Origin of the sequence: Magnetospirillum fulvum, from assembly GCF_900108475.1 — a bacterium.
In the GTDB taxonomy this organism is placed as follows: Bacteria; Pseudomonadota; Alphaproteobacteria; order Rhodospirillales; family Magnetospirillaceae; genus Phaeospirillum; species Phaeospirillum fulvum_A.
Window position 1 is genome coordinate 72,009 of record NZ_FNWO01000009.1, and the last position, 20,147, is coordinate 92,155.

The 20,147-nt window shown below is 60.4% G+C and carries 11 protein-coding genes; 1 reads left to right on the forward strand and 10 read right to left on the reverse strand.

The window, feature by feature from the left end; genetic code table 11:
* The first annotated feature begins 284 nt into the window (after positions 1-284).
* Positions 285-1,250: a MerR family transcriptional regulator gene (locus BLW40_RS11400; RefSeq protein ID WP_083386755.1), complete on the forward strand. Its 966-nt coding sequence runs from the start codon at positions 285-287 to the stop codon at positions 1,248-1,250.
* Here BLW40_RS11400 and BLW40_RS11405 read toward each other — a convergent pair.
* From BLW40_RS11405 to BLW40_RS18070, 10 genes are all read right to left on the reverse strand, one after another.
* Positions 1,202-1,864, reverse strand: coding sequence for a response regulator (locus BLW40_RS11405; protein WP_074768645.1), 663 nt, complete (start codon positions 1,862-1,864; stop codon positions 1,202-1,204). The two genes, BLW40_RS11400 and BLW40_RS11405, sit on opposite strands and share 49 nt — an antisense overlap.
* Positions 1,861-5,637, reverse strand: a complete 3,777-nt coding sequence (locus BLW40_RS11410; RefSeq protein WP_074768646.1) for a PAS domain S-box protein — start codon at positions 5,635-5,637, stop codon at positions 1,861-1,863. The genes BLW40_RS11405 and BLW40_RS11410 overlap by 4 nt, the downstream gene beginning before the upstream one ends.
* 44 nt (positions 5,638-5,681) lie before the next feature.
* The gene (locus BLW40_RS11415; protein ID WP_074768648.1) at positions 5,682-6,230 is read right to left on the reverse strand and encodes a hypothetical protein; all 549 of its coding nucleotides are present in this window, start codon (positions 6,228-6,230) and stop codon (positions 5,682-5,684) included.
* A 217-nt stretch (positions 6,231-6,447) separates the two neighbouring features.
* On the reverse strand, positions 6,448-7,071 hold the full coding sequence (locus BLW40_RS11420; RefSeq protein WP_074768649.1) for a biliverdin-producing heme oxygenase: 624 nt from the start codon (positions 7,069-7,071) through the stop codon (positions 6,448-6,450).
* Positions 7,072-7,213: 142 nt separating this feature from the next.
* Entirely contained in the window at positions 7,214-7,375 is a 162-nt protein-coding gene (locus BLW40_RS17650; protein ID WP_170834569.1) for a hypothetical protein, read from the reverse strand.
* On the reverse strand, positions 7,372-8,667 hold the full coding sequence (locus BLW40_RS11425; protein ID WP_211656768.1) for an HlyD family type I secretion periplasmic adaptor subunit: 1,296 nt from the start codon (positions 8,665-8,667) through the stop codon (positions 7,372-7,374). The genes BLW40_RS17650 and BLW40_RS11425 overlap by 4 nt, the downstream gene beginning before the upstream one ends.
* 121 nt (positions 8,668-8,788) lie before the next feature.
* A complete protein-coding gene (locus tag BLW40_RS11430) occupies positions 8,789-10,957 on the reverse strand; it encodes a type I secretion system permease/ATPase (protein WP_074768652.1) in 2,169 nt (722 codons plus the stop codon).
* Positions 10,958-10,968: 11 nt separating this feature from the next.
* Complete coding sequence (locus tag BLW40_RS11435; RefSeq protein WP_139305577.1) at positions 10,969-11,457, reverse strand: hypothetical protein; 489 nt, start codon at positions 11,455-11,457, stop codon at positions 10,969-10,971.
* Between the two features lie 1,323 nt (positions 11,458-12,780).
* Positions 12,781-13,122 (reverse strand): cysteine peptidase family C39 domain-containing protein, encoded by a 342-nt coding sequence (locus BLW40_RS11445; protein ID WP_074768656.1) that lies wholly within the window; start codon positions 13,120-13,122, stop codon positions 12,781-12,783.
* Positions 13,123-13,133: 11 nt separating this feature from the next.
* Positions 13,134-20,087 carry a S8 family serine peptidase gene (locus BLW40_RS18070; RefSeq protein ID WP_083386757.1) on the reverse strand — a complete coding sequence of 2,318 codons (6,954 nt, stop codon included), beginning with the start codon at positions 20,085-20,087 and terminating at the stop codon, positions 13,134-13,136.
* Between the last annotated feature and the right edge of the window lie 60 nt (positions 20,088-20,147).

Here is a 20,147-nt window from a genome sequence, read left to right on the forward strand (position 1 = left end):
AAAGCCACCAGGGCCATTGATGGCGATCGCGCCAATTGGTTCTCTTTTTCCATGTTTGCCAGGGGGAGAATCTCTGGCACGTCGCCCTGGGGCTTGATATTCGTGTGCGGCCAGTCTATTTCAACCCCGTCGACGTTTCCCTGGCGGGGGCAAATACCCACTTGGACAGTGTCGGGACTGCATGGTCGCAGTCAAATGCGCCGGATCCCCCCATCGGCCCAGTGCCTTGACGAGAGGCTTTATCGCCTTTGCCCAAATCCACCCCAAAGATCACCCCCCTGCCGATGGTTCCGCAGCGGATGGAACCGTCGGGGGCTCTGGTCCCGATTGCCGCTATTGAGAAAGAAACCGGACTGACCAAAGAGGTCGTTCGCAAGTGGGAAACCCGCTATGGCTTTCCATGCCCGGTTCGAGACGAGAGCGGCAACAGGCTTTACCCGGCGGAACAAGTCGATCGGCTGCGGCTGATCCGGCGATTGATCGGGGCAGGCCTGCGCCCCGGCAAGGTCGTCGCCCTGGACATGGAAAGCCTGGAGCGGATGGTTTGGGAAAGCTCGCCATCCATGTCGTCGCAACCGACTGATTTTTCACAGCGAGTCCTCGATACGGTCTTGCAACATGATATTCCCCGCCTCAAAGAATTGTTCAAGCAGCAATGGGGCCGTGACGGGCTGACCGACTTCATCGGAAAGACCCTCTCGGAGATGACTCTTTTCATTGGAGAAGCCTGGCTGCGAGGCGATATCCGAATGTTCGAGGAGCACATCTATACCGAAGCGGTCCTTGACGTTCTGCACGACGCGATCAGAACCGTCTCGGGTTCGTCTGGCTGGCCGCGCGTTCTGATGTCGACGGCACCGGGAGAAATTCACACGATCGGCCTGCTGATGGCCGAGGCGATGCTGTCGATGGAAGGGGCCTCCTGCATCCGTCTGGGAGCGCAGATCCCAATGGCGGAATTGGTTGCCGCCATCAATGGCTGCCAAGTCGATATCGTCGGCTTGTCGTTCAGCATTGCCTATCCCGCGCGCAACGCCACCCAGTTTCTGAACACGTTGCGAAGCCGGATCGAGCCCTCGACCGAAATCTGGGTGGGCGGTCTCGGCGTGACTCGTCTGAAACCGATGGCGGGGGTCCGCTACCTGAACGATCTCGACGACGTCGGCCCGGCCCTGGATGTCTGGCGACGCGCGCATAAATCTCAGGCTCCGGTTTCATACGTCGAGACAAGACCCTCGCGCATTGCGTAGCGGGTTAGTTCCGCCGTGGTATGAAGGCCGAGCTTTCGTTTGATGTTGCGGCGATGGACCTCGACCGTCGAGACGGTGATTCCCATTCTGGCCGCGATTTCGGCGGCTCGGAAGCCATTGGCCAGTCGGCAGAGAACTTCGCGTTCTCGCGGGCTGATCACGCTCGGCGGCGGAGTCAGCGCCTTGGCGTCGTTCTGGATGCGCTGGACCATCACCTGGGTCGCTTCTTGCGATAAAAAATTATGGCCGGTGGCGACGGCGCGGATGGCGGAGATCAGTTCGTCGGCTCCGGCCGACTTGACGACATAGCCCCGTGCCCCGGCCTTCAACATTTCTTCGATGTAAAGTCGGTCGGCATAACCGGACAGGGCGATGACGCGGACGGTGGGGTGCAGCTTGGCGACCTTGCGGGCGACATCAATGCCATTGATGTCGTGGAGACCGATGTCGAGAAGAAGAACATCGGGACAGATCTGGGTCAGGATCGACAGGGTCTCCCCTCCGGTGCTGGACTCGCCGATGATTTCAATATCCGCCTCGGCTTCCAACGGCACCCGCAACGCTTCGCGGAACATGCGGTGATCGTCGGCTAACATCACGCGAATCGGTGTCATGGTTCCTCCGCGATCGCAGCGGGGGACGAATCGAGTTGCATCAGCAGGGTCACCACGGTTCCTCCCCCCGGATTGCTTTCGATCGTTACCGCACCTTTCAGGAAGGCGATCCGTTCCCGCAGGCTGTTCAGTCCGAAGCCTTTGGGGGTCGGCGTCGTCCCGTGAAGGTCCACCATTCCGATTCCATTGTCTGCGACCGTGATGACGATCCGGTCGTCTTTGGCCTTTACACGGACCCCGGCCGCATCGGTCTGGGCGTGTTTTGAGACATTGATCAGGAGCTCGCGCACCGCACGAAACAAAATCGCGGATTGTGCGCTGGAGAGAGGTTTCGGCTCCCCATCATCTTGGACCGTGACGGTCAGGCCGTAGATCCGCCTCATCTCGTCGGCCAGCCATCCCAGCGCGGGAACCAGCCCAAGATCTCTCAGCACCGGAGGACTGAGTTGGGAGGTCAGCGAGCGAACCATGCTGCTTGCCTCGGACAGGATCGAGTTCAGATCCGCGATCAGACTCTCGGAAAAGCACCCGTCGCGCAGAGATTTCGATAACGTCCCCAATTTGATCTTGGCGACATGCAGCATCTGGCCGAGATCGTCGTGGAGATCGGCGGCGATGGCTTGACGCTCGCGTTCCTCGGCCAATGTCGCCTTGACCGCCAACTGGCGCAATTGCTCGGTGCGCTCGGTCACACGCTGTTCCAGTTTGCGTCCCTGGTCGGCCAATTGAAGATTGATGGCCTTGATCCTGGCCTCTGCCTCCATCCGCTCGGTGATGTCGCGGGCAATGCCGAGCACGCCGACCAGCGCGCCCGAATGATCGAGCATCGGGGTCCGGATGGTCGCCATGAAGGCCCGGTGTCCGTCATGGGCAAAGGTCATGATCTCGTCGCTGATACAGGGGCTGCCGGCGGCGATCGCCGCCCGGTCTTTCTCACCGAAAGTCGCGGCCTGATCTTCATCGAGAAAGTCGCGATCGGTCTTGCCGACGATCTCGGCGGAAGACGCGCCAAGAAACTGCTCGAACGCAGTGTTGCAGGTCAGATAGACGCCCTCGGGAGTTTTCAGCCACACCAGATCGGGAATCGTTTCAAGCACGGTTTGCAATTGGGTGCGCTCGTTATCGAGGCTGATCTCCATCAGCTTGCGTTCGGTGATGTTCTCGTGCGCGACCACGGCCCCTTCACAGGGCGCGATCATCGGATAAACGCTCATCCGGAACCAGCGGGGGGCATCGGGAGAATCGCAAAGGTAGTCGAGAACGAAATGATCGGACGTCTTCTTCAGGATCGATTCGATCCCGGCCCAGGCGTCGATCGCGACCCTTCCATCCGCCTGATCCGTCGAGGCGATGCAGATATCGCGGTAACTGAACGAGGTAGAGTTTTCCGCCAGCCAACCCGCTTCGTTATTTTGGGCGAACTGACACCAGGCTTTGTTGACGGAGACGATGCGGCCGCGCGGATCGAGAACACAGATGTGTTCCGGAATAGAATCAAGGATGGTTTTGGCGAAGGCCTCACTTTCGCGCAATGCCTTTTCGGCGTTTTTTCTCTCGGTGATATCGAGATTGACGGCGACATAGTGTGTCACCATTCCGTCCGGATTTTTGACCGGAGCGATATGGCTTTCTTCCCAATACAGTTCGCCGTTCTTGCGCCGGTTCAGCAGTTCGCCGCTCCAGATGTCGCCTGCGGTCAGATTGTTCCACAAGGCCTGGAATGTTTCCCGCGAGGTTTCCTGCGACTGGATGATGCGGGGATTTTTTCCGATCACTTCGGCCGCGCTGTATCCGGTGACCTCGGTGAAGCGCGGATTGACATACTCGATCTTGGCGTCGAGATCGGTGATCACCACCGAAGCCGGACTTTGCTCGATCGCGGTCGAGAGTTTCCGCAGCGCTTCCTCCATCTGGCGGCGCACGGTGATGTCGCGTTCGATCGAAATCAATTGGGCGACTTGGCCGGTATGGTCGAGGACGGGAAGGATGTCCATATCGACCCAGAAGGGCTTGCCGTCCTTGGTTTGGCGCAACACCTCGACCCGGACCGCTTCCCGCCTTGCGAATTGCTCGCCCATGCGGGCAAGGTCGGCGGCCCCGGTCTTCGGGCCGAACATGATTTCCGTCCGCATTTCCGTCAGTTCTTCGGCCGTATAGCCGCTCAATCGCTCGAAGGTCTCACTGACCCACAGGATTTTCTGGCTCTGCCCCGGCTCGAAATTCGGCTCGGTCACCAAGATCGCCTCGTTGACGCGGGACAAGACGGTCTGAAGGATGTTCAGTTCCGCCTTGTAGCGGTGCTGGACTTCGATTTCGATCAAGGAGCCGAGTTCGCCCGCGGAATCCAGCTCGGCCGGACTCCAGGCCAGACAATGGCCCCGAATGTTTTGGAGGAAGAGCGCAAACGATTTCCGGGGCGAGATGCGCCCGCTTTCATCGACAAAATGCGCGTGTTCAGGATCGCCCGCCCAGCGCACCGAACGATAGCGTTCGTTGCGAAACCAGATCATCGTGATATCGGGCCGGTCGCGGAGCGAGACGAAGATCGCCCCCGCCACTCCGTCATTGCACTCGGTTACCCCCAGATCGTGGCACAAGGCGCTTGAGGCAAAGAACGTCGGATCGGTTTCCAACGCGCGGCGCCGGGTCTGTAACTCCCGGATGCGAACCGCGTCGGGGGTAACCCCCATGGTCTGGATCGAGTCATCGACCAGCAGCGCGAACCCGTCGGCTCCAACCACTTCAAGCAGGTCGGCGCGGCTCTCGTGCTGCATCAGCGACTTGAAATCATGGACGCCCATCGCATCGACCAGCCGACGGCGGCGCAAGGCCAAACTATAGTCCCGTTCCCGGCGCAGCCGTATCTGGGTCGCCTCGATCAAGGCGGCGATGTCTTCGAACATCCACCCCAGCGTGTCGCGTTCGGCCGGACCGAAAAATCTTGGCTCCCGCGTGTTCTGACACGACACCAGCCCCCACAGCCCCCCCTCGACCACCAAGGCCCCGACCATGGTCGAACGGACATTCATGTTGGTGAGATATTCGATATGAATCGGCGATACGCTCCGCAGACACGACCGCCCCAGATCAATCGACCGGGCCTCGCGTCGAGCGATTAATTCCGACGGGGTGTAATGAACGTCGGGGATCAGCCGCACCTTGCTCAGTTGGAACAATTCGCGGGCTTGGCGGGGGATGTCGCTCGCGGGGAAGTTGAGCCCCAGATAGGGCTCGATGTCGTCGGCGCGCGCTTCGGCAATCACCGCGCCGTTCCATGCTTCGTCAAAGCGATACAGCATCACCCGATCGAAACCGGTGATGTCGCGGATCATCTCGACCGCGTTCCGGGTGATTTCCGGAATGTCGTTCAGTCGACGCAGACAGGCCAGGTCGCGGCGGCAATTATAGATCAAACGCCGGATTGTCGCAGCGTCCTGGTGAGCGGCTTCGATATCGACGACGATCAGACCGGCTTCGTTGATGCTAGAGCGGGCGTAGAACGCCGTTCCGTTAATCTCGAGGGGAACCAATGGCTCCAATCCCTCGGTCTGAGGGGCGAGCAGGGCCGCCTCGGCCTCCGATCCGACGATCTGACCGATACGGCTCCCAAGCAGGCTTTCCGCCAGAAGCCCGAATAAGGTCAGACACGATCCGCTGGCGGCCTCGACAGTCCGAGCCTCCGCGTCCAGAACCAGCAATGCCCCGTGCGGTTGAACCGCCCCAGGATAGCGGATCGGCTCGGTCTCGCACGAGGACGTATCAAGGGGACTCATCGCGCCTTCTCACTGGTCGCTTGAACCGAGAGGGAAGAACCCTATCACGCAGCCCCCATCGAAACCTCAAGGTTTGCGGGATAGCGGCCGTTTCGAGTCGCGACGGTGCGGGCGCAGTCCAGAGTCTGGTCCAGGGCTGCGCACCATTGCGCCGAAAAGCGAGCGGGATCGCCCAGCCAGACAACCAGGCTGGGAACCGCCTTGGCGATGCCGCAGAATTCGTCGCAAACAGCGCTGACCAGCATTTCTCCGGCATTGGCGAGTCCACCGCCCGAATTGGCCGCGAACGCGGCGGCCAGCGTTTCAAAATCGGGTTGGGGAATCCAGTCGTACCGGGCTTCGCGCAGCCTCTCCGCCGCCTTGAGCAGTTTGCGATATTTGACCCGCCGTTTGGGAATGGCTGCCGACAATTCATCGTAGAGCAGGTCGAGATGGCTTTCCAACAGCCAGCGGGGCATCCCCCGTGACGCCAGCAGAACGCCAAGCCATTTGATCTGCTGGATCACGTAAGCCAGGGGGTGAGAGGTCAGTGTCACCAAATAGCCGCCATCCGAGCGCGAAAACGCCTCTCCGCGCTCGGCATAGCGGGCCATGAAATACGGGTTGGCCTCATAACACCGCGCCGCCGCCCTTAACGCAGCGTCTATTTCACGGCTATCGCAGGGCAGGGGGGTGATCCCCGCATTTTCATTGTAAAGAGGGTTAATCTTATTCGGCACAATTCAGTCACCAAATAATTCGGCATTCTCCTGAAATTAGCCTTCCATTCCGACGGCATCAATTCCCAGATATTGCTAAAAACAATACCTATTAATTGGTAGATGACGATGGGGCGGGGCGGCTTTCCTGCCAGCGGCGCTCGGCCAGATGTTCGATCTCGCCGAAAAAGCGGACAGCGGCACGCACGGTTTCGTCGGGATCAAGCGGGGCGAGACGTTCGGCCAAGGCCCAAAAGGAAAGCCAATCGCGTTCATCTTGCTGACCGTCGAAAAAGCGGGTGATGGGCTTGCACTCGGGCGGCAGACGCTCGATCAGGGGGGCCAGAATCGCCCGCGCGCCAAGCGAACCACCCTCAATCACATAGCGCATCCCGATATACTCGGAAGGGGAGGCGGGGGGCTGCCCGCACCAGACCGGGCCACTATCGGACTGGGCAATTTCCGTGCGCCCGAGACGGTCGAGATCGGCGGCGAGCCATGCGCTGCGCGGCGGGGGCAAAGTGTCCGGATCGTTCAGGAACGCGGCGAAAGCCCGCTCGCTGGGAGCATGAAAACTATAGAGCGCCAGCAGGGCATCGCCATAAAGGCGGGCGGTCAATTCGCCCCGGACCAGCGGCGCCATCAGAGGGTGATGGTCGATGCGGTGGTGAGCTGCTTTGGTTGCTTCGCGCAACTTCGGACGCAAGTCTTCATAGAGGGAAGCCCCGGTCGCCATTCGCTTTGTTCCTTCCTGGTTCAGTGCTGACAGCGAATGACCCGGGGCGGGGGGGCGCCGCATCCGTTTCATTCTGTCTCGGATATCTTCGTCGTCTCCAGCCAGGAAATCCACGGATCAGTTCGCCGCCAAAGTCTTTCCCTCATTCAGATTGGATTGTGAGGTGCCAGCGGGCCGCAAGGCCGCGTTGCCCGACTTCGGTGGGGATGTATCCGCACAAATCGAACCGGCTCAAACCCCGATTGACGACGAAGCGAGCCAGTCGGTCGGCGGCGATGATGTTGCAGGCCGGTGAAGGCGTCACCTTTCCCTCCATGCCTCGTGCTGGTAGCGGATGAGGGGGGAGAGCAGATAGGAGATGACGCGCCGCCGTCCGGTCTTGATCTCGGCGGTCACCGCCATGCCGGACGAGAGGGCGGTTGGCCCCAACTCGGTGTCGATGGTGGTCTCCATGAGCGCGATGTGGGCGACATAAGACGGTTCGCGCGTGGCGGGATCGATCGGCGCCGAAGCTTTCTCCTCGGGATTTTTCGAGGGCTGGGTCCGTTCGTCCTGCCCGACCGAATCCCGCGAGACACTGGCGACGTGCCCGTGCAACAGGCCGTAGCGCGTGAAATTGAACGTCTCGACCTTGATTTCCACCTCCTGGCCTTCGTGGACAAAGCCGACATCCTTGTTGGGGAGGTTGGCCTCGATTTCCAGCTTGGCGTCTTCGGGCACGATGACCATCAGGCTCTGCGCTGGCGTCACCACACCGCCCAGGGTATGCACGGCGAGTTGCTGGACAGTCCCCGCGACGGGAGCCCGGAGAGTTTGCAGCCGGGTTTTCTGTCGCGCTTTGACCAGTTCCTGGCCCTGTTCCGAAATTTGCGCCTCGACCTTGGCAAGATCGGCGAGGAGCTGCTTCCGGTATTCGCCTTCGGTCTGTTCGTGCTGGGCGGAAAGGGCCGCGATGGCATGCTGGGTCTCGTCTTTCTTGTGGGCCTGCACCACCAGTTCCTGACGTTGCTCGACCAGCATCTGTCTGGCGTTCAACAGCTCGATCTTGTTGCCGTATTCAAGCCGCGCCGCCTCCTCGCGCAGGTTGGCTCGCTGTTCGATCATCGGCAGCGACGATTGCAGCTTGGTGATGGTGGCACCGACACCCGCCAGTTCCGCCCGCTTCTGCTCCAATTGCCGGTCGATCATCGCGAGCTTGGCCGCTTGTTCGGCGGCTTGCGCCTCCATCTGCCGCCGCGCGGTTGCCAGATCGGCCGCGTCCGCGTCCCGGGCAAGATCGGCAAAGACGTCGTCCCTGGCTCCCGCAAGCAGCCCCTTCAGACGCGCGACATCCAGTCTGGCCCGTGAAAGGTCGCGGGCGATGCGCGCCTCGTCGGCCGCGTTGGCGGTCAGGTCCAGTTCGATGAGAAGGTCTCCCGCCGCCACCTGCTGTCCGTCGTGGACGGCGATCGCGTTCACCACGCCGATTTCGAAGGGCTGGATGGTTTTGACTCGCCCCGAAGGCACGATGCGTCCTTGCGCCGTGGCGATGATGTCGATGCGGCCGAACGTCGCCCAGGCCAGCGCGACCACGATCAGGACGACGATGGTCAGCATCACCAGACGACCCGCTGGTGAGGCTGGCGTCTCGATGATCTCCAGCGCCGCCGGAAGGAACTCCCGTTCGTGCTCGGGACGGCGGGCGGGCCATAGAGAAATAAGTCGGTCCCAGGTCGCCTCAAGCCTCGACATGAAGCCCTCCCTGCAAACGGCACAACGTGGCGTAGCGGCCGCCGGTCTTGATCAAGTCATCGTGGCTGCCGTCCTCGACCAGTCGGCCCTTGTCGATGGTGAGGATGCGGTCGGCGCGGCGCACGGTGGAGAGGCGGTGGGCGATCACGAACACCGTTCGCCCCTTGGCGATGCCGACCATGTTGTCTTGGATGATGCGCTCGGATTCGTAGTCCAGCGCAGACGTGGCTTCGTCGAAGATCAGGATGCGCGGATCGCCGATCAGGGCGCGGGCGATGGCGATCCGCTGGCGTTGTCCGCCCGACAGCGTGGTGCCGCGCTCGCCGATCTCGGTGTCATAGCCATGGGGGAGTTCGAGGATGAAATCATGGGCTCCGGCCAGTTGTGCCGCCGCGATCACCCGCTCCATCGGCAGGGTGGGGTCGGCGAGCGCGATGTTCTCGCGCACCGTCCGGTTAAACAGCATGTTCTCTTGCAAGACGACGCCGACCTGGCGGCGCAGCCAGGCGTGATCGGCCATGGCGAGATCGACCCCGTCGATCAGCACCTTGCCGGATTCCGGCACGTAGAGGCGCTGGATCAACTTGGTCAGCGTGCTTTTCCCCGAGCCCGAGGGACCGACGATCCCGATCATTTGCCCGGCTGGCACGGAGAAGGAGATGTCCTTGAGGATTTCCGGGCCGTCGAGGCGATAGCGGAAGGAGACATGCTCGAAGGTAACGGTTCCCTTGATCGGCGGCAGGCTGGCGGCGACGTTGCGCGGTCTCGGCTCGACCGGGGAATTGAGGATGTCGCCCAGGCGTTCGACCGAAATCCGCGCCTGCTGGAAGTCCTGCCACATCTGCGCCAGCCGCAACACCGGCTGGGTGACATGAGACGACAGCATGTTGAAGGCGACCAGTCCGCCGACGGTGAGATCGCCGTCGATCACCGCCTTGGCGCCGAAATAGAGTGTCGCTCCCAGGGTCAGCTTGTTGATGAGCTGCACCGACTGCGAGGCGACGTTGCCAAGGTTCTGGGTGGAGAAGCTGGCCTTGACGTAGGCCGCCGTCTGCTCTTCCCAGCGCCGTTGCAGGGCCGGTTCCACCGCCATCGCCTTGATTGTCTCCACGCCCGTCACCGATTCCACCAGGAAGGCTTGGTTCTCGGCGCCCCGGCGGAACTTCTCGTCGAGGCGGTGGCGGAAGATCGGCGTCACCCCCGCCGACAGCGCGACGTAGAAGGGAAAGGAGGCGATGACAATCAGGGTCAACGGCACGCTGTAGAAGGCCATCACGCCGAGGAAAATGAAGGTGAAGAGAAGGTCGATCACCAGCGTCAGGGCCGAGCCGGTAAGGAAGGAGCGGACGGTCTCCAACTCCCGCACCCGCGCCACCGAATCGCCGACCCGCCTTGCCTCGAAATAGGCGATGGGCAGGCCGACCAGATGGTTGAACACCCGGGCGGAGAGTTCCACGTCGATGCGATTGGTGGTGTGGGAAAAGACGTAGGTGCGCATGCCTCCGAGCACGACCTCGAAGATCGAGACGATGACGATCCCCAGCACGATGACGTCGAGAGTGGACAGCCCCCGGTGCACCAGAACCTTGTCGATTACCACCTGAAAGAACAGCGGGGAGACCAGCCCGAGGATTTGCAGGAACAGCGAGGCGATCAGCACCTCACCGAGGATGCGCCGATAGCGCCACACCGCAGGTATGAACCAGGACAGGTCGAACTTGCCGCCCAGCGGCTGGTCGATGGCCCGCCGCGCCAGCAGGATCAGCCGGCCCGACCAGGCGGCGAGAAACTCCTCCCAGCCCAGGAGTTCGGGACGGACGGCCCCGGCCCGCTGGAGCAGGACACGCGGCGGCCCGTCCCTGGTCTCCACCACTTGCCCCAGGATGACGAAGCCGCCGTCCTTCATCACCGCCAGACCGGGCAGGGGCGTCTTGGCCAGACGCTCCGCCTTTACCTCAATGAGGCGGGCCTTCAGGTTCAGCCAGCGCGCGGCGCGCAAGAGATCTTCGGGTGTCGCGCTCTCATCGCCCTTGCCCAGACGATGCCGAAGCTCTGCCGGGTCCGCTGGCACGCCAAAGAAGCGAGCCAGCAGGGTGAACAGCACCAGCCCGGACTCAAGGGGGGCGGAGTCCGCCCCCCTCAGATCACCGTCCATCGGTTTCCTCCTCAGGCCGCCGCTCTGTGCCAGGAGGAATTGACCGCGGCGAGAACGGTGGTGTCGGTGATGGAGGTGTTGGCCGCCACCGTCGGATCGAAACCAGCATTGAACAGCGTCTTGAGATCATCAATGACGGCGCTCGACTGCCGTCGGATCGTTCCTGCAAGGGACTCCCCTTCGACGATGAATCCGCCAGCCGGAGCATTTGCTTCGGACGTTACCAGCTTTCCCTGTGTTAAGAGTGCGTTTATTGTTAAATCGTAATAATCGTAAACTGATATGACAGTATGGGCGGCCGCCATATCCGCACCAGCGTCATTGTTGTTAATGTCCATACGCGCTTGACCCATCGTGTTGACTGTCGGGTCAAGATTTAACAGACCGCTACGGACCTCTCTGACGTCACCACCCTTGGCCACCATGAGCGCAGCCGCCTCCGCTCCGTACTGCGGAATTTTGGCTAGCGCCATTCTATAATCATCGTCAATACCAGACATGAGATTAGCTCCATCTCAGACATATCTTGTTGACGCCGTGAGCGTTACACAAATAGCTCACGAGGGTTGATTCTGGACTTCGGCATCCCTTTGAGGGAACGTAAAATTCGCGATCCAGAGGAATTGCGTAGTAGTGTTCTCCATCTTTAATGAATAGCGATAGGTACGATATGCCATCATCTGGTTCTGGAAGCCCGTTGAGAGCAAGGCTCTCCGGCGGAAGGCCATACGGCTGGTCAAGGCAAACTTGAGATACTGTATTTGAATTAACGTAGTTAGCGATGGGCGCTGCTGTGCCATGCTTGTTGCCAAAAAATCTGATAAATTCTTTGGCATCGATCACGCCGGACACCTGATGCTCATCAAACCCTGTATATGTGCGGCTTAGCTCTACTTCCATCCTGTAGTACAGCCACACACCTGCTCCAAATAATAAAACGATCAAAGCACAAACTGTTGAGGGTAATATTATGGATAACCGTTTTATCATGGTTCACACACCCTGCCGCTGATTGTCTTGACTTGCGAACAGAGGCGACATGAAATCGTCTCATCAAAGATAAGCCAAATAAATTCGGCACCAAATTTTATTTCTGACGGAAATTTGGCTTTATTTTAATTTTTCTATATCCACCATCATCCCTCACAGCTGCTGAAGTCAAATAAGGGGTATCCCAATTTCCCGTTTTATCTTTCCATTTCTTGATTTATTAAACAATTAAATTTTTTCTATTCGTATTCACCGTCTGCATTCTGCAAAAGAATGCGACCGATATTGCTTACGGAAAACGTCCTCCATATAGAAAAGTGATCTTTTTCGTTTACATATACAGATACCTCAACGTAGCATGATCCATTTATTTTAATATATTTGTCTGATTCAGGAATTATTGTAAATATAGCGCCGAATGGCATGTCCTTTTTCTCAAAACTGATTTCTTTGCTTGCGAGTAGTGTTCTGTCTATAATATCAGAAACCTCTTTGCTCGGATGGCCTTGGCACGTACTGCTGAAAATAACGTCATCGGAAACTCCAATTGATGGTATCAAGACGACGAATATTGCAATAGTCAATATCAGCACAAGCCGCCCTATTGCGATTAATTTATTTTGCAATGACGCGAACGATAGAGCTGAAAACATAGTAAAAATCCCTCATATATTCTTTTTTTGATGGATGCGTCCGCAGCCATTAATCGATACTTTTGGATAATCTTCCGGCACCAACCGTTTCCAACGGCTGGCGCTCTCGGACTGTCCTGTCATCACGTCCCAGCCTCGAAGGGCATGTCTGTTGCTCCGGGCGATAAACCCTTCTTCCTTCTAGTAGTCGTTTTTCACACGCAAAGGACGAAGCTGATTTTCCATTATATTTCGATGACACATAGGGTTATTGACCTTCGGCAGCAGTTCGGGCGACGTCCCCGCCATCGTCTCCCGACGTGAAAGCCCGCAATACACGGGTTCGACCAGCCGGGCCTTCAGGTTCAGCCAGCGCGCGGCGCGCAACAAATTCGGCACCTCGGCCGGGGTCTGTCCGTTGCCGAGACGGTGCTTCAGGTCTGACAGGTCCGCTGGTACGCCAAAGAAGCGAGCCAGCAGGGTGAACAGCACCAGCCCGGACTCAAGGGGGGCGGAGTCCGCCCCCCTCAGATCACCGTCCATCGGTTTCCTCCTCAGGCCGCCGCTCTGTGCCAGGAGGAATTGACCGCGGCGAGAACGGTGGTGTCGGTGATGGAGGTGTTGGCCGCCGCCGTCGGATCGAAACCAGCATTGTTGGCCGAGTAGGTCGCCATCGCCTGGATCAGTTGCGTCAGGCCGCTGTCGAGTTCAAAGCCGTCCGCCGTGGTGATTTCGGCCAGTTGATGATCCGCACTCGCGAACCAGTTGCTCACCGTCGTCTGGCTGGTGGTGCCCATGACCTTGATGATGAGGTCGTTGCCGGACTGGGCAAACCAAAGCTGGTCATCCGCGATACCGGCCCCGAACTCCAACTGGCCCGATGCCCCACCCGTGCCGGTGCCATTGACGATCGTGTCCTGGCCGTCACCACGGTCGAACACGTAGGTATCCGAACCCGACCCGCCGATCAGCGTGTCGTTGCCAGTACCGCCTTGCAGGATGTCGTTGCCGCCAAGGCCCGACAGGATGTTGTCGGCAACATTTCCATGGAGGATGTTGTCGAGCGCATTGCCGGTTCCAAGGGTCACCCCGGTGGCCAGGGTCAGTTCCTCGACATTGCCGGGTAGCGTGTAGTTGATCTGGGAGATAATGCTGTCCCAGCCCTCGTTGGTAAGTTCCTGCACCACGTCGCCAGCATTGTCGATGATATAAGTATCGCTCCCGGCACCGCCGATCAGGGTGTCGGCGCCAGCCGCACCATCAAGCCGATTATCTCCGGCATTGCCGGTCAAGACATTGCCCGCCGTGTTGCCAGTGCCATTGATCGCTTCGGTGCCGGTCAGCGTCAGATTTTCAACATTGTCCGAGAGCGTATAGGAGACGGTGGCTTCGACCGTATCGGTTCCCTCTCCGGCGACCTCGACAATCTCGTCGCCGGTATTATCGACCCCATACGTGTCGTTGCCAGCTCCACCGATCATCGTGTCGGCACCCGCCAAGCCGTTCAACCGGTTGGCTCCGGCATTGCCCACCAAACGATTGTCGGCGTCGTTGCCGGTGCCGGAGATCGATGCCGATCCGGTCAGTTTCAGCTGCTCGACATTGTCGGCGAGCGTGAAGCTCACCGACGACGTGACGGTGTCGAAGCCGCCGCCGGGCAGCTCCTTCACGACATCGCCCACATTGTCGATGATGTAGGTGTCGTCGCCGGTACGCCCTTCCATGATGTCGGCACCGGCGCCACCGTCGATCCAGTTGCCCCCGGCGTCTCCGGCCAGGGTGTCATTGGCGGAACCGCCGTAGACGCCGCCGGGAATGGTGGCAATAAGGAAGTGCTCGGCAGTCAGCTGGCTGGCGGTGACCCCGTAGAGGTGCAGGGCCAGGGAATGGCTCCCGTCATAGGCCTGTACGCGAGCCACGGTGACGGTACCGATGGTCAGGGTGGAAATCGAAATGTCGGCGAAGCTCTTGATCCAATTCAGCGCCGTCAAGTCGATGCGGTCGCCGCCAGCATTGGGATTGAAGTCGGCGATCAGATTGCTGGCTGAAATGGTGTTCGAACTGATCGACAGGCCCGTCGCGCCCACCGCCGAGGGTAGCACCCGGAAGACGTCGGCATCGGCGCCGCCGACCCGGGTGCCGTAATAGCTGGCGACGCCGCCGCTGATCGTGCCGATGTCGCCATCCACGGTGACCAGATCGCTGCCGGCACCGCCGTCGAGATAGTCGGCGCCGCTGCCGCCCACCAGGACATCGCTGCCGTTCTCGCCCAGCAGGACGTCGTTGCCCGACCCGCCATAGGCGATGTCGTTGCCGTCCTTGCCCCACAATTGGTCGGTGCCGCTGCCGCCCTGGAGAACATCGTTGCCGCCATTGCCGTCGAGAGTGTCGTTGCCTGCGCCGCCTTCCAGCCAATCGTCGCCAGCCACTGAACCGTAATCCCCGCCCAACGCGTCATTTCCATCGCCGCCGTCGAGCATGTCGTTGACCGTCTGCGACAGGAAGGTGTCGTTCCCCCCCATGGCAAAGGCAGCGAGATCGCCATACGCCGTCGGCAGATACATCGATTCGACGCCGGAAGTCCCGATGATGTGCATGTTCTTCGCGTAGCCGAGGTAATCCTCCAGCATCGTGGCATCGGAGATAAAGACGAAACTCTGCTCGGTGATCGCCGTCGCCGTGGTGTTAAGCAGAAGAACGCTTTGCCCATCGGGCAGACCGATGCGCGTGTTCGCCCCCTCCTGAGTCCTGGTGATTTGCGTCAGGTCGGTAAGATTGTCGAAGCCGACGATCACGATCTTCTCGCCGCCTTCCGCCGCGCTGAAATCGGTGATGGTGTCCACAGAACCGGCTTCCTTGCGGATAAGGAACAGGTCCGTCCCGGCACCGCCGGTCAGCGTATCGTTGCCCTGGCCACCGTCGAGCAGGTCGAGCGCGTCGCCGCCGTTCAGGCTATCACTGCCGCGCCCGCCCTGAAGGCGGTTGGAGCCGACATTGCCGCGCAGGGTGTCGTTGCCGTCGCCGCCGAAGGCGAACTCGATGTTGCCGTCGGTGGTGAAGGTCTTGCCAGCGATCAGGCAGGTGGCGCCGGACGTGAGATCGAGCACGCTGTTGCCGCTCACCGCCGCAGCGTTAAGGATATCCTTGCCCCCGTTGGTATCCGCGAGAAGCGTGCGCTCGCCGGATGCGAAGGTTCCGAATTCGTTGGTGTAGACGTAGGTATCGTTCCCGCTGCCCTCGCGACCCCACAGGCGAACCTCGACGCTTTGTACCGAGCCGACCGCACCGGTAACCGCATCAATCACCTGCACCGTCCACGTTCCGGCGGCCGCTTCGCCGCGGCAATGGGTGGTGGTGAAGCTCCAGGACAGGGTGCCGCTGCTGAGGTTGCCGAGGTCACTGGCACCGCTGCCGGGATTTTTACCGGCCCGGTCCATCAGGATCGATTCGGTTCCGGACGGTGAGATCAGCTTGATGATCAGGTCACCCCACCGAGCATGGTCGAGGGTGACGATCACCTCGGCGGTTTCGACAATCTCCGAACCGCTGATCTGGAGGCTGCGAGCCACCATGCCCGAGCCGTCGGGAATGGCCGCCGCGGTGGCGGAGGACGCCGTCAGCACCGTCTCGTTGTAGGAGGTGCGCACGTCGTTCCAGGTCTCGGCCAAGCGAACCGCCGCCAGGGCATCGACATTGCCAAAGCCGTAATCGTGCGACACGTGCATGCCGCCGCCGTTCCAGTACCTGGCACCGTTGGTCGTCCAGTCGGTGCCGTTGGGATCATTGACCTTGCGGGCGCACAGCGCCAGAATCTCCTGCACATCGCGCCAGCCAAGATTGGGGTTGGCCTCCAGCATCAGGGCGACAATGCCCGAGACGATCGGGGTGGCGAAGCTGGTGCCCTGGGCGGCGGTGTAGTCGGAGCCGAACACCGAACCGTTGTCGTTCTTGACCAGATGGCTGGTCGATTCGACGTTGGAACCGGCCGCCGACACCAGGATCGAGGCGCCGGGATTGGAGAACGGCTCCTGCCCGATCACCAGCGAGCCGAGGTCTCCGGGCGCGTTGATGGCACCGACCGTGATCGACACGCGCGAGTTGGAGGCAACGGAATAATTGGCGTTGCTGCCCTCCTGGCGCTGGTTGCCGCCAGCAAACACCAAGATGGTGCCCAGCCCGCCGCGCCCGTAACCCACCGCATCGAGGAACTGCTGCGGCACCGTGCCGACCGGCTGGGAGGACAGGCTGAAATCGAGGCTTGCCCCCCAGGAATTGTTGACGACATCGTACTCCTTATAGACGCCCAGCGCGGCCCAATCCGCCGCCACCACCGGTGTGTTGGGGAGCCAGTAGCCAGCCAGGGTGGCGTCATAGGCCACGCCGACGGCTCCCTCGCCGTTGGCGGCGGCCACCATCACCCCGGCCACCAGAGTGGCGTGGGTGCTGACGGAACTGCCAGAGGCATCACCGCCTCCGGCGGCTAACCAGGCACGATCGACATTGGCCTGCAAGTCGGCGTGGCGATAGTCGAACAGTTCGGCCCCGACCGCATAAGGCATTCCCGGTTCGACCTGAGCGATGCGCACGCCCTTGCCGGTGTAGTCCTGCCACACCGGCAGCACGTTGGCATCGGTGATGTACCATTCATCCGGCAGCAGGTCGTCCATGGGCATGTCGGACGTCCTCAAGCTAACGGTGGCGCTCAAAACCGCCTGCTGACCGGTTCCGGCGACGCCGACCAGCGCTCCGGCGTTACCCTTGGCATCCACCACCGTGTATTTGAAGTTCATGATCCCTTTGAAGGCCGTATCCGGGATGAACAGCACGTCACCGGATTGGGTCAGTCGGGCGGTACCGCCCCGGACGCCGGTAATGGCCCCGATATGCAGGGCATCGTTCTGCCAGTCGATGTCGTTCTTCAACAGATCGGCGGCAGTGATCAGGACGGCGTTGGCGTAATACACGCCATCCACCGTCATCGCCGAACCGGTCCGCGACGCGATATCGACCACGTCCTTGGCCGCCATCGGGTTTTCCAGGTTGAGATCGACGCAGCTGATGTCGCTAAACCCAAGCTTCTCGACACCGGTCAGAAGGTCGCTGCCGTCGGTCCCGCTCGTGTCGGAAACCAGCACACCCTGGTCGGTGCGGACGATACGATAATCGGCATAGCTGCCGGAGAACTTGGCAAGGTCGATACCGACGCCACCGTCGATGACATCGTCGCCGGCCCCGCCGGTCAGCACGTCGTTGCCGCTGTCGCCGGAGATCTGGTCGTCACCCTCGCCACCATCGATGATGTCGTCGCCCTCGCTGCCGAAAAGGAAGTCGTTGCCGCGATGGCCACGGATCAGATCGTCACCCCCAAGTCCATCGACAGTATCGTCGCCATCCTCACCCGACAGGGCATCGTCGGCAGCCCCGCCGATGATCAGATCATCACCGGCACCGCCTGCCACGAACACGTTGCTGGAACCGCCGCCGATGATGGCATCGTCACCGTCGCCGCCCTGGGCGACCTCGGCATGCATCTGCGACAGGTTCAAGATGACGCCAGCATCGCCGATCACCTGCACCACATCGAGCCCGTCACCGGCGTCGGAATGTTCCAGGTCGTCGGCGGCATCCACCAACAGAACGTCGTTGCCGCCCCCTGCATTAAAGGAGTCGCGGCCAATGCCGCCAGCCAGCCAGTTGTTACGCGCATCGCCGATCAGCGTATCGTCGCCGTCACCGCCCGTGGCGTTCTTCACTCCCTTGGCGGCAACATTGATCACTTCGCCGCCGTTGCTGGCGACGTAGGCCGTGATCGCCCCGTCCGTCGTCTCGGTGGTGACGGTCGTGCCAGCCCCCGACGTCGCGGCTGTGCTGCCGTTGGGGTTGGCGAGGAAACGCGCCGCCAACACCTCCGCCGCAGTGGCAACCCCGCCGACGAGGCGGGTATAGCTGCCAGCGGCGAGGATCTCGTTGCCGCCCCGGACGCGCCCACTGGTGCGGTCGGCCGACAGGTTGATGGCGGTGATGCCCAGTTCGGCGAAGGTCTTGAGCTCGCTCGCCTCGCCGGTGTCGCGGGCACCATTGCCGTTGGCGTCGGTGAAGGACAGGCCGTCATGGTTGGAATCCACCCAGACGCGAAGCTGCGACCACGCGGTGTCGCTGGCGTTGAACACACCGTCAGCGTTGGTGTCTAAGCTGGCCAGGGCGGCGAAGCCATCGGCGAAACGGCGCTGGCCGTTGTTGCCGCCGGTGCCCGCAGTCCCGGCATAATATTCCGAAAGAGTTTCCGCAATGGTGTCGATCACGCCATTGCCGTTGGTGTCGTGGACGACGATGCCATCGGTGGGGCTTACCCAGCCACAGATCTCTTTCGAGCCACCGTCATTGTCGATGTCGAACAGCACCGGCGCGGAGGAATAGTCGGTCAGCGTCACCCCGTTGCCGTCGAGGTCCAGGACCAGGGGATCGGTGTAGGTGACCGTCTGTCCCCAATAATTGCTGGTATTAAGGACCGATCCGTAGGCCAGCGCAGAGGCCGTCTCCTCGATCTCCGCCGAGGAAAAATAGCGCCATCCCGTCTCCAACCCCGCATCCCACGCCGTCGTCAGATTCGTGTTTCCCGGCCGGTAGTCGTCGGCGATGATCTGCGTCGCCGCCGCAACACCGGTATTATCGGCGGTATCGATGTTGAGGCCGTCCAGAAGCCATCCACCGACTTGCACCTCGGTCGTCAGCCCCGGCCCACCACTGATCAGCCCCTGCAACACGCCAGAAGCCAGGGCATCCTGGTTCCAATTACTCGTCTGCAATGTATCCAGATATGTGTTCGTCGCGATGTTAAGAAGACTATTATCTACCGGAGTATTGTCGGATGAGAACCATTCGCCAATCGACGAGATCGCACCAGACAACGTATCGGTGAGGCCTTTAATCGTCTGAAGCGCCTTTTCACCGAGGTATTCCATCACCGCAGGCGTATTCGATAGATCGTTTGAGACTTTATTACCGTAGTTTTTTAGCATCGGGACAAGGCTTGAAGTGCTATTTTTGTAGGCTTGGGCGTCACTGTACCCTTGCGTGATTGAATTGTAGCGCTCCACTTTTAGGAAGAATGTGTTTGCACTGCCCTGGTTGCTTTCCGGCCCAAAAATCCCGTTCAACCCGCCGCCAGCAAGATACAGGGTTCTGTCGGCATACCCTGCGAGGGAGCCGACCAGCCCGTACAGATAGGCTGCTGCGGCAGTGTATTCACCGTTGAATCCGCCAAGTGCGCCGTTGGGCCTCTGCAAATCACCAGACCCACCCCACACGAAATGGGCGGCAAATTCCGCATCTTTCCCAATATATTTGTGGACAATTGCATAATCTATTTCGGCCTGTAGGTCGAAACCAGGAGGCATCTTCAGTGGTTGCCTTGTGTTAACGTCAATGACAACGCTACCATCCGGCTTCAAAAGATTTCCTGATGCGTTGTAGATCGGGTTCCCGTTGGCATAAGTTGGCGTTGTCATGATTATTCACCCTAGTGTTTGCATCGATATTGTCACATCATCTGCATTTACATCTGGTGT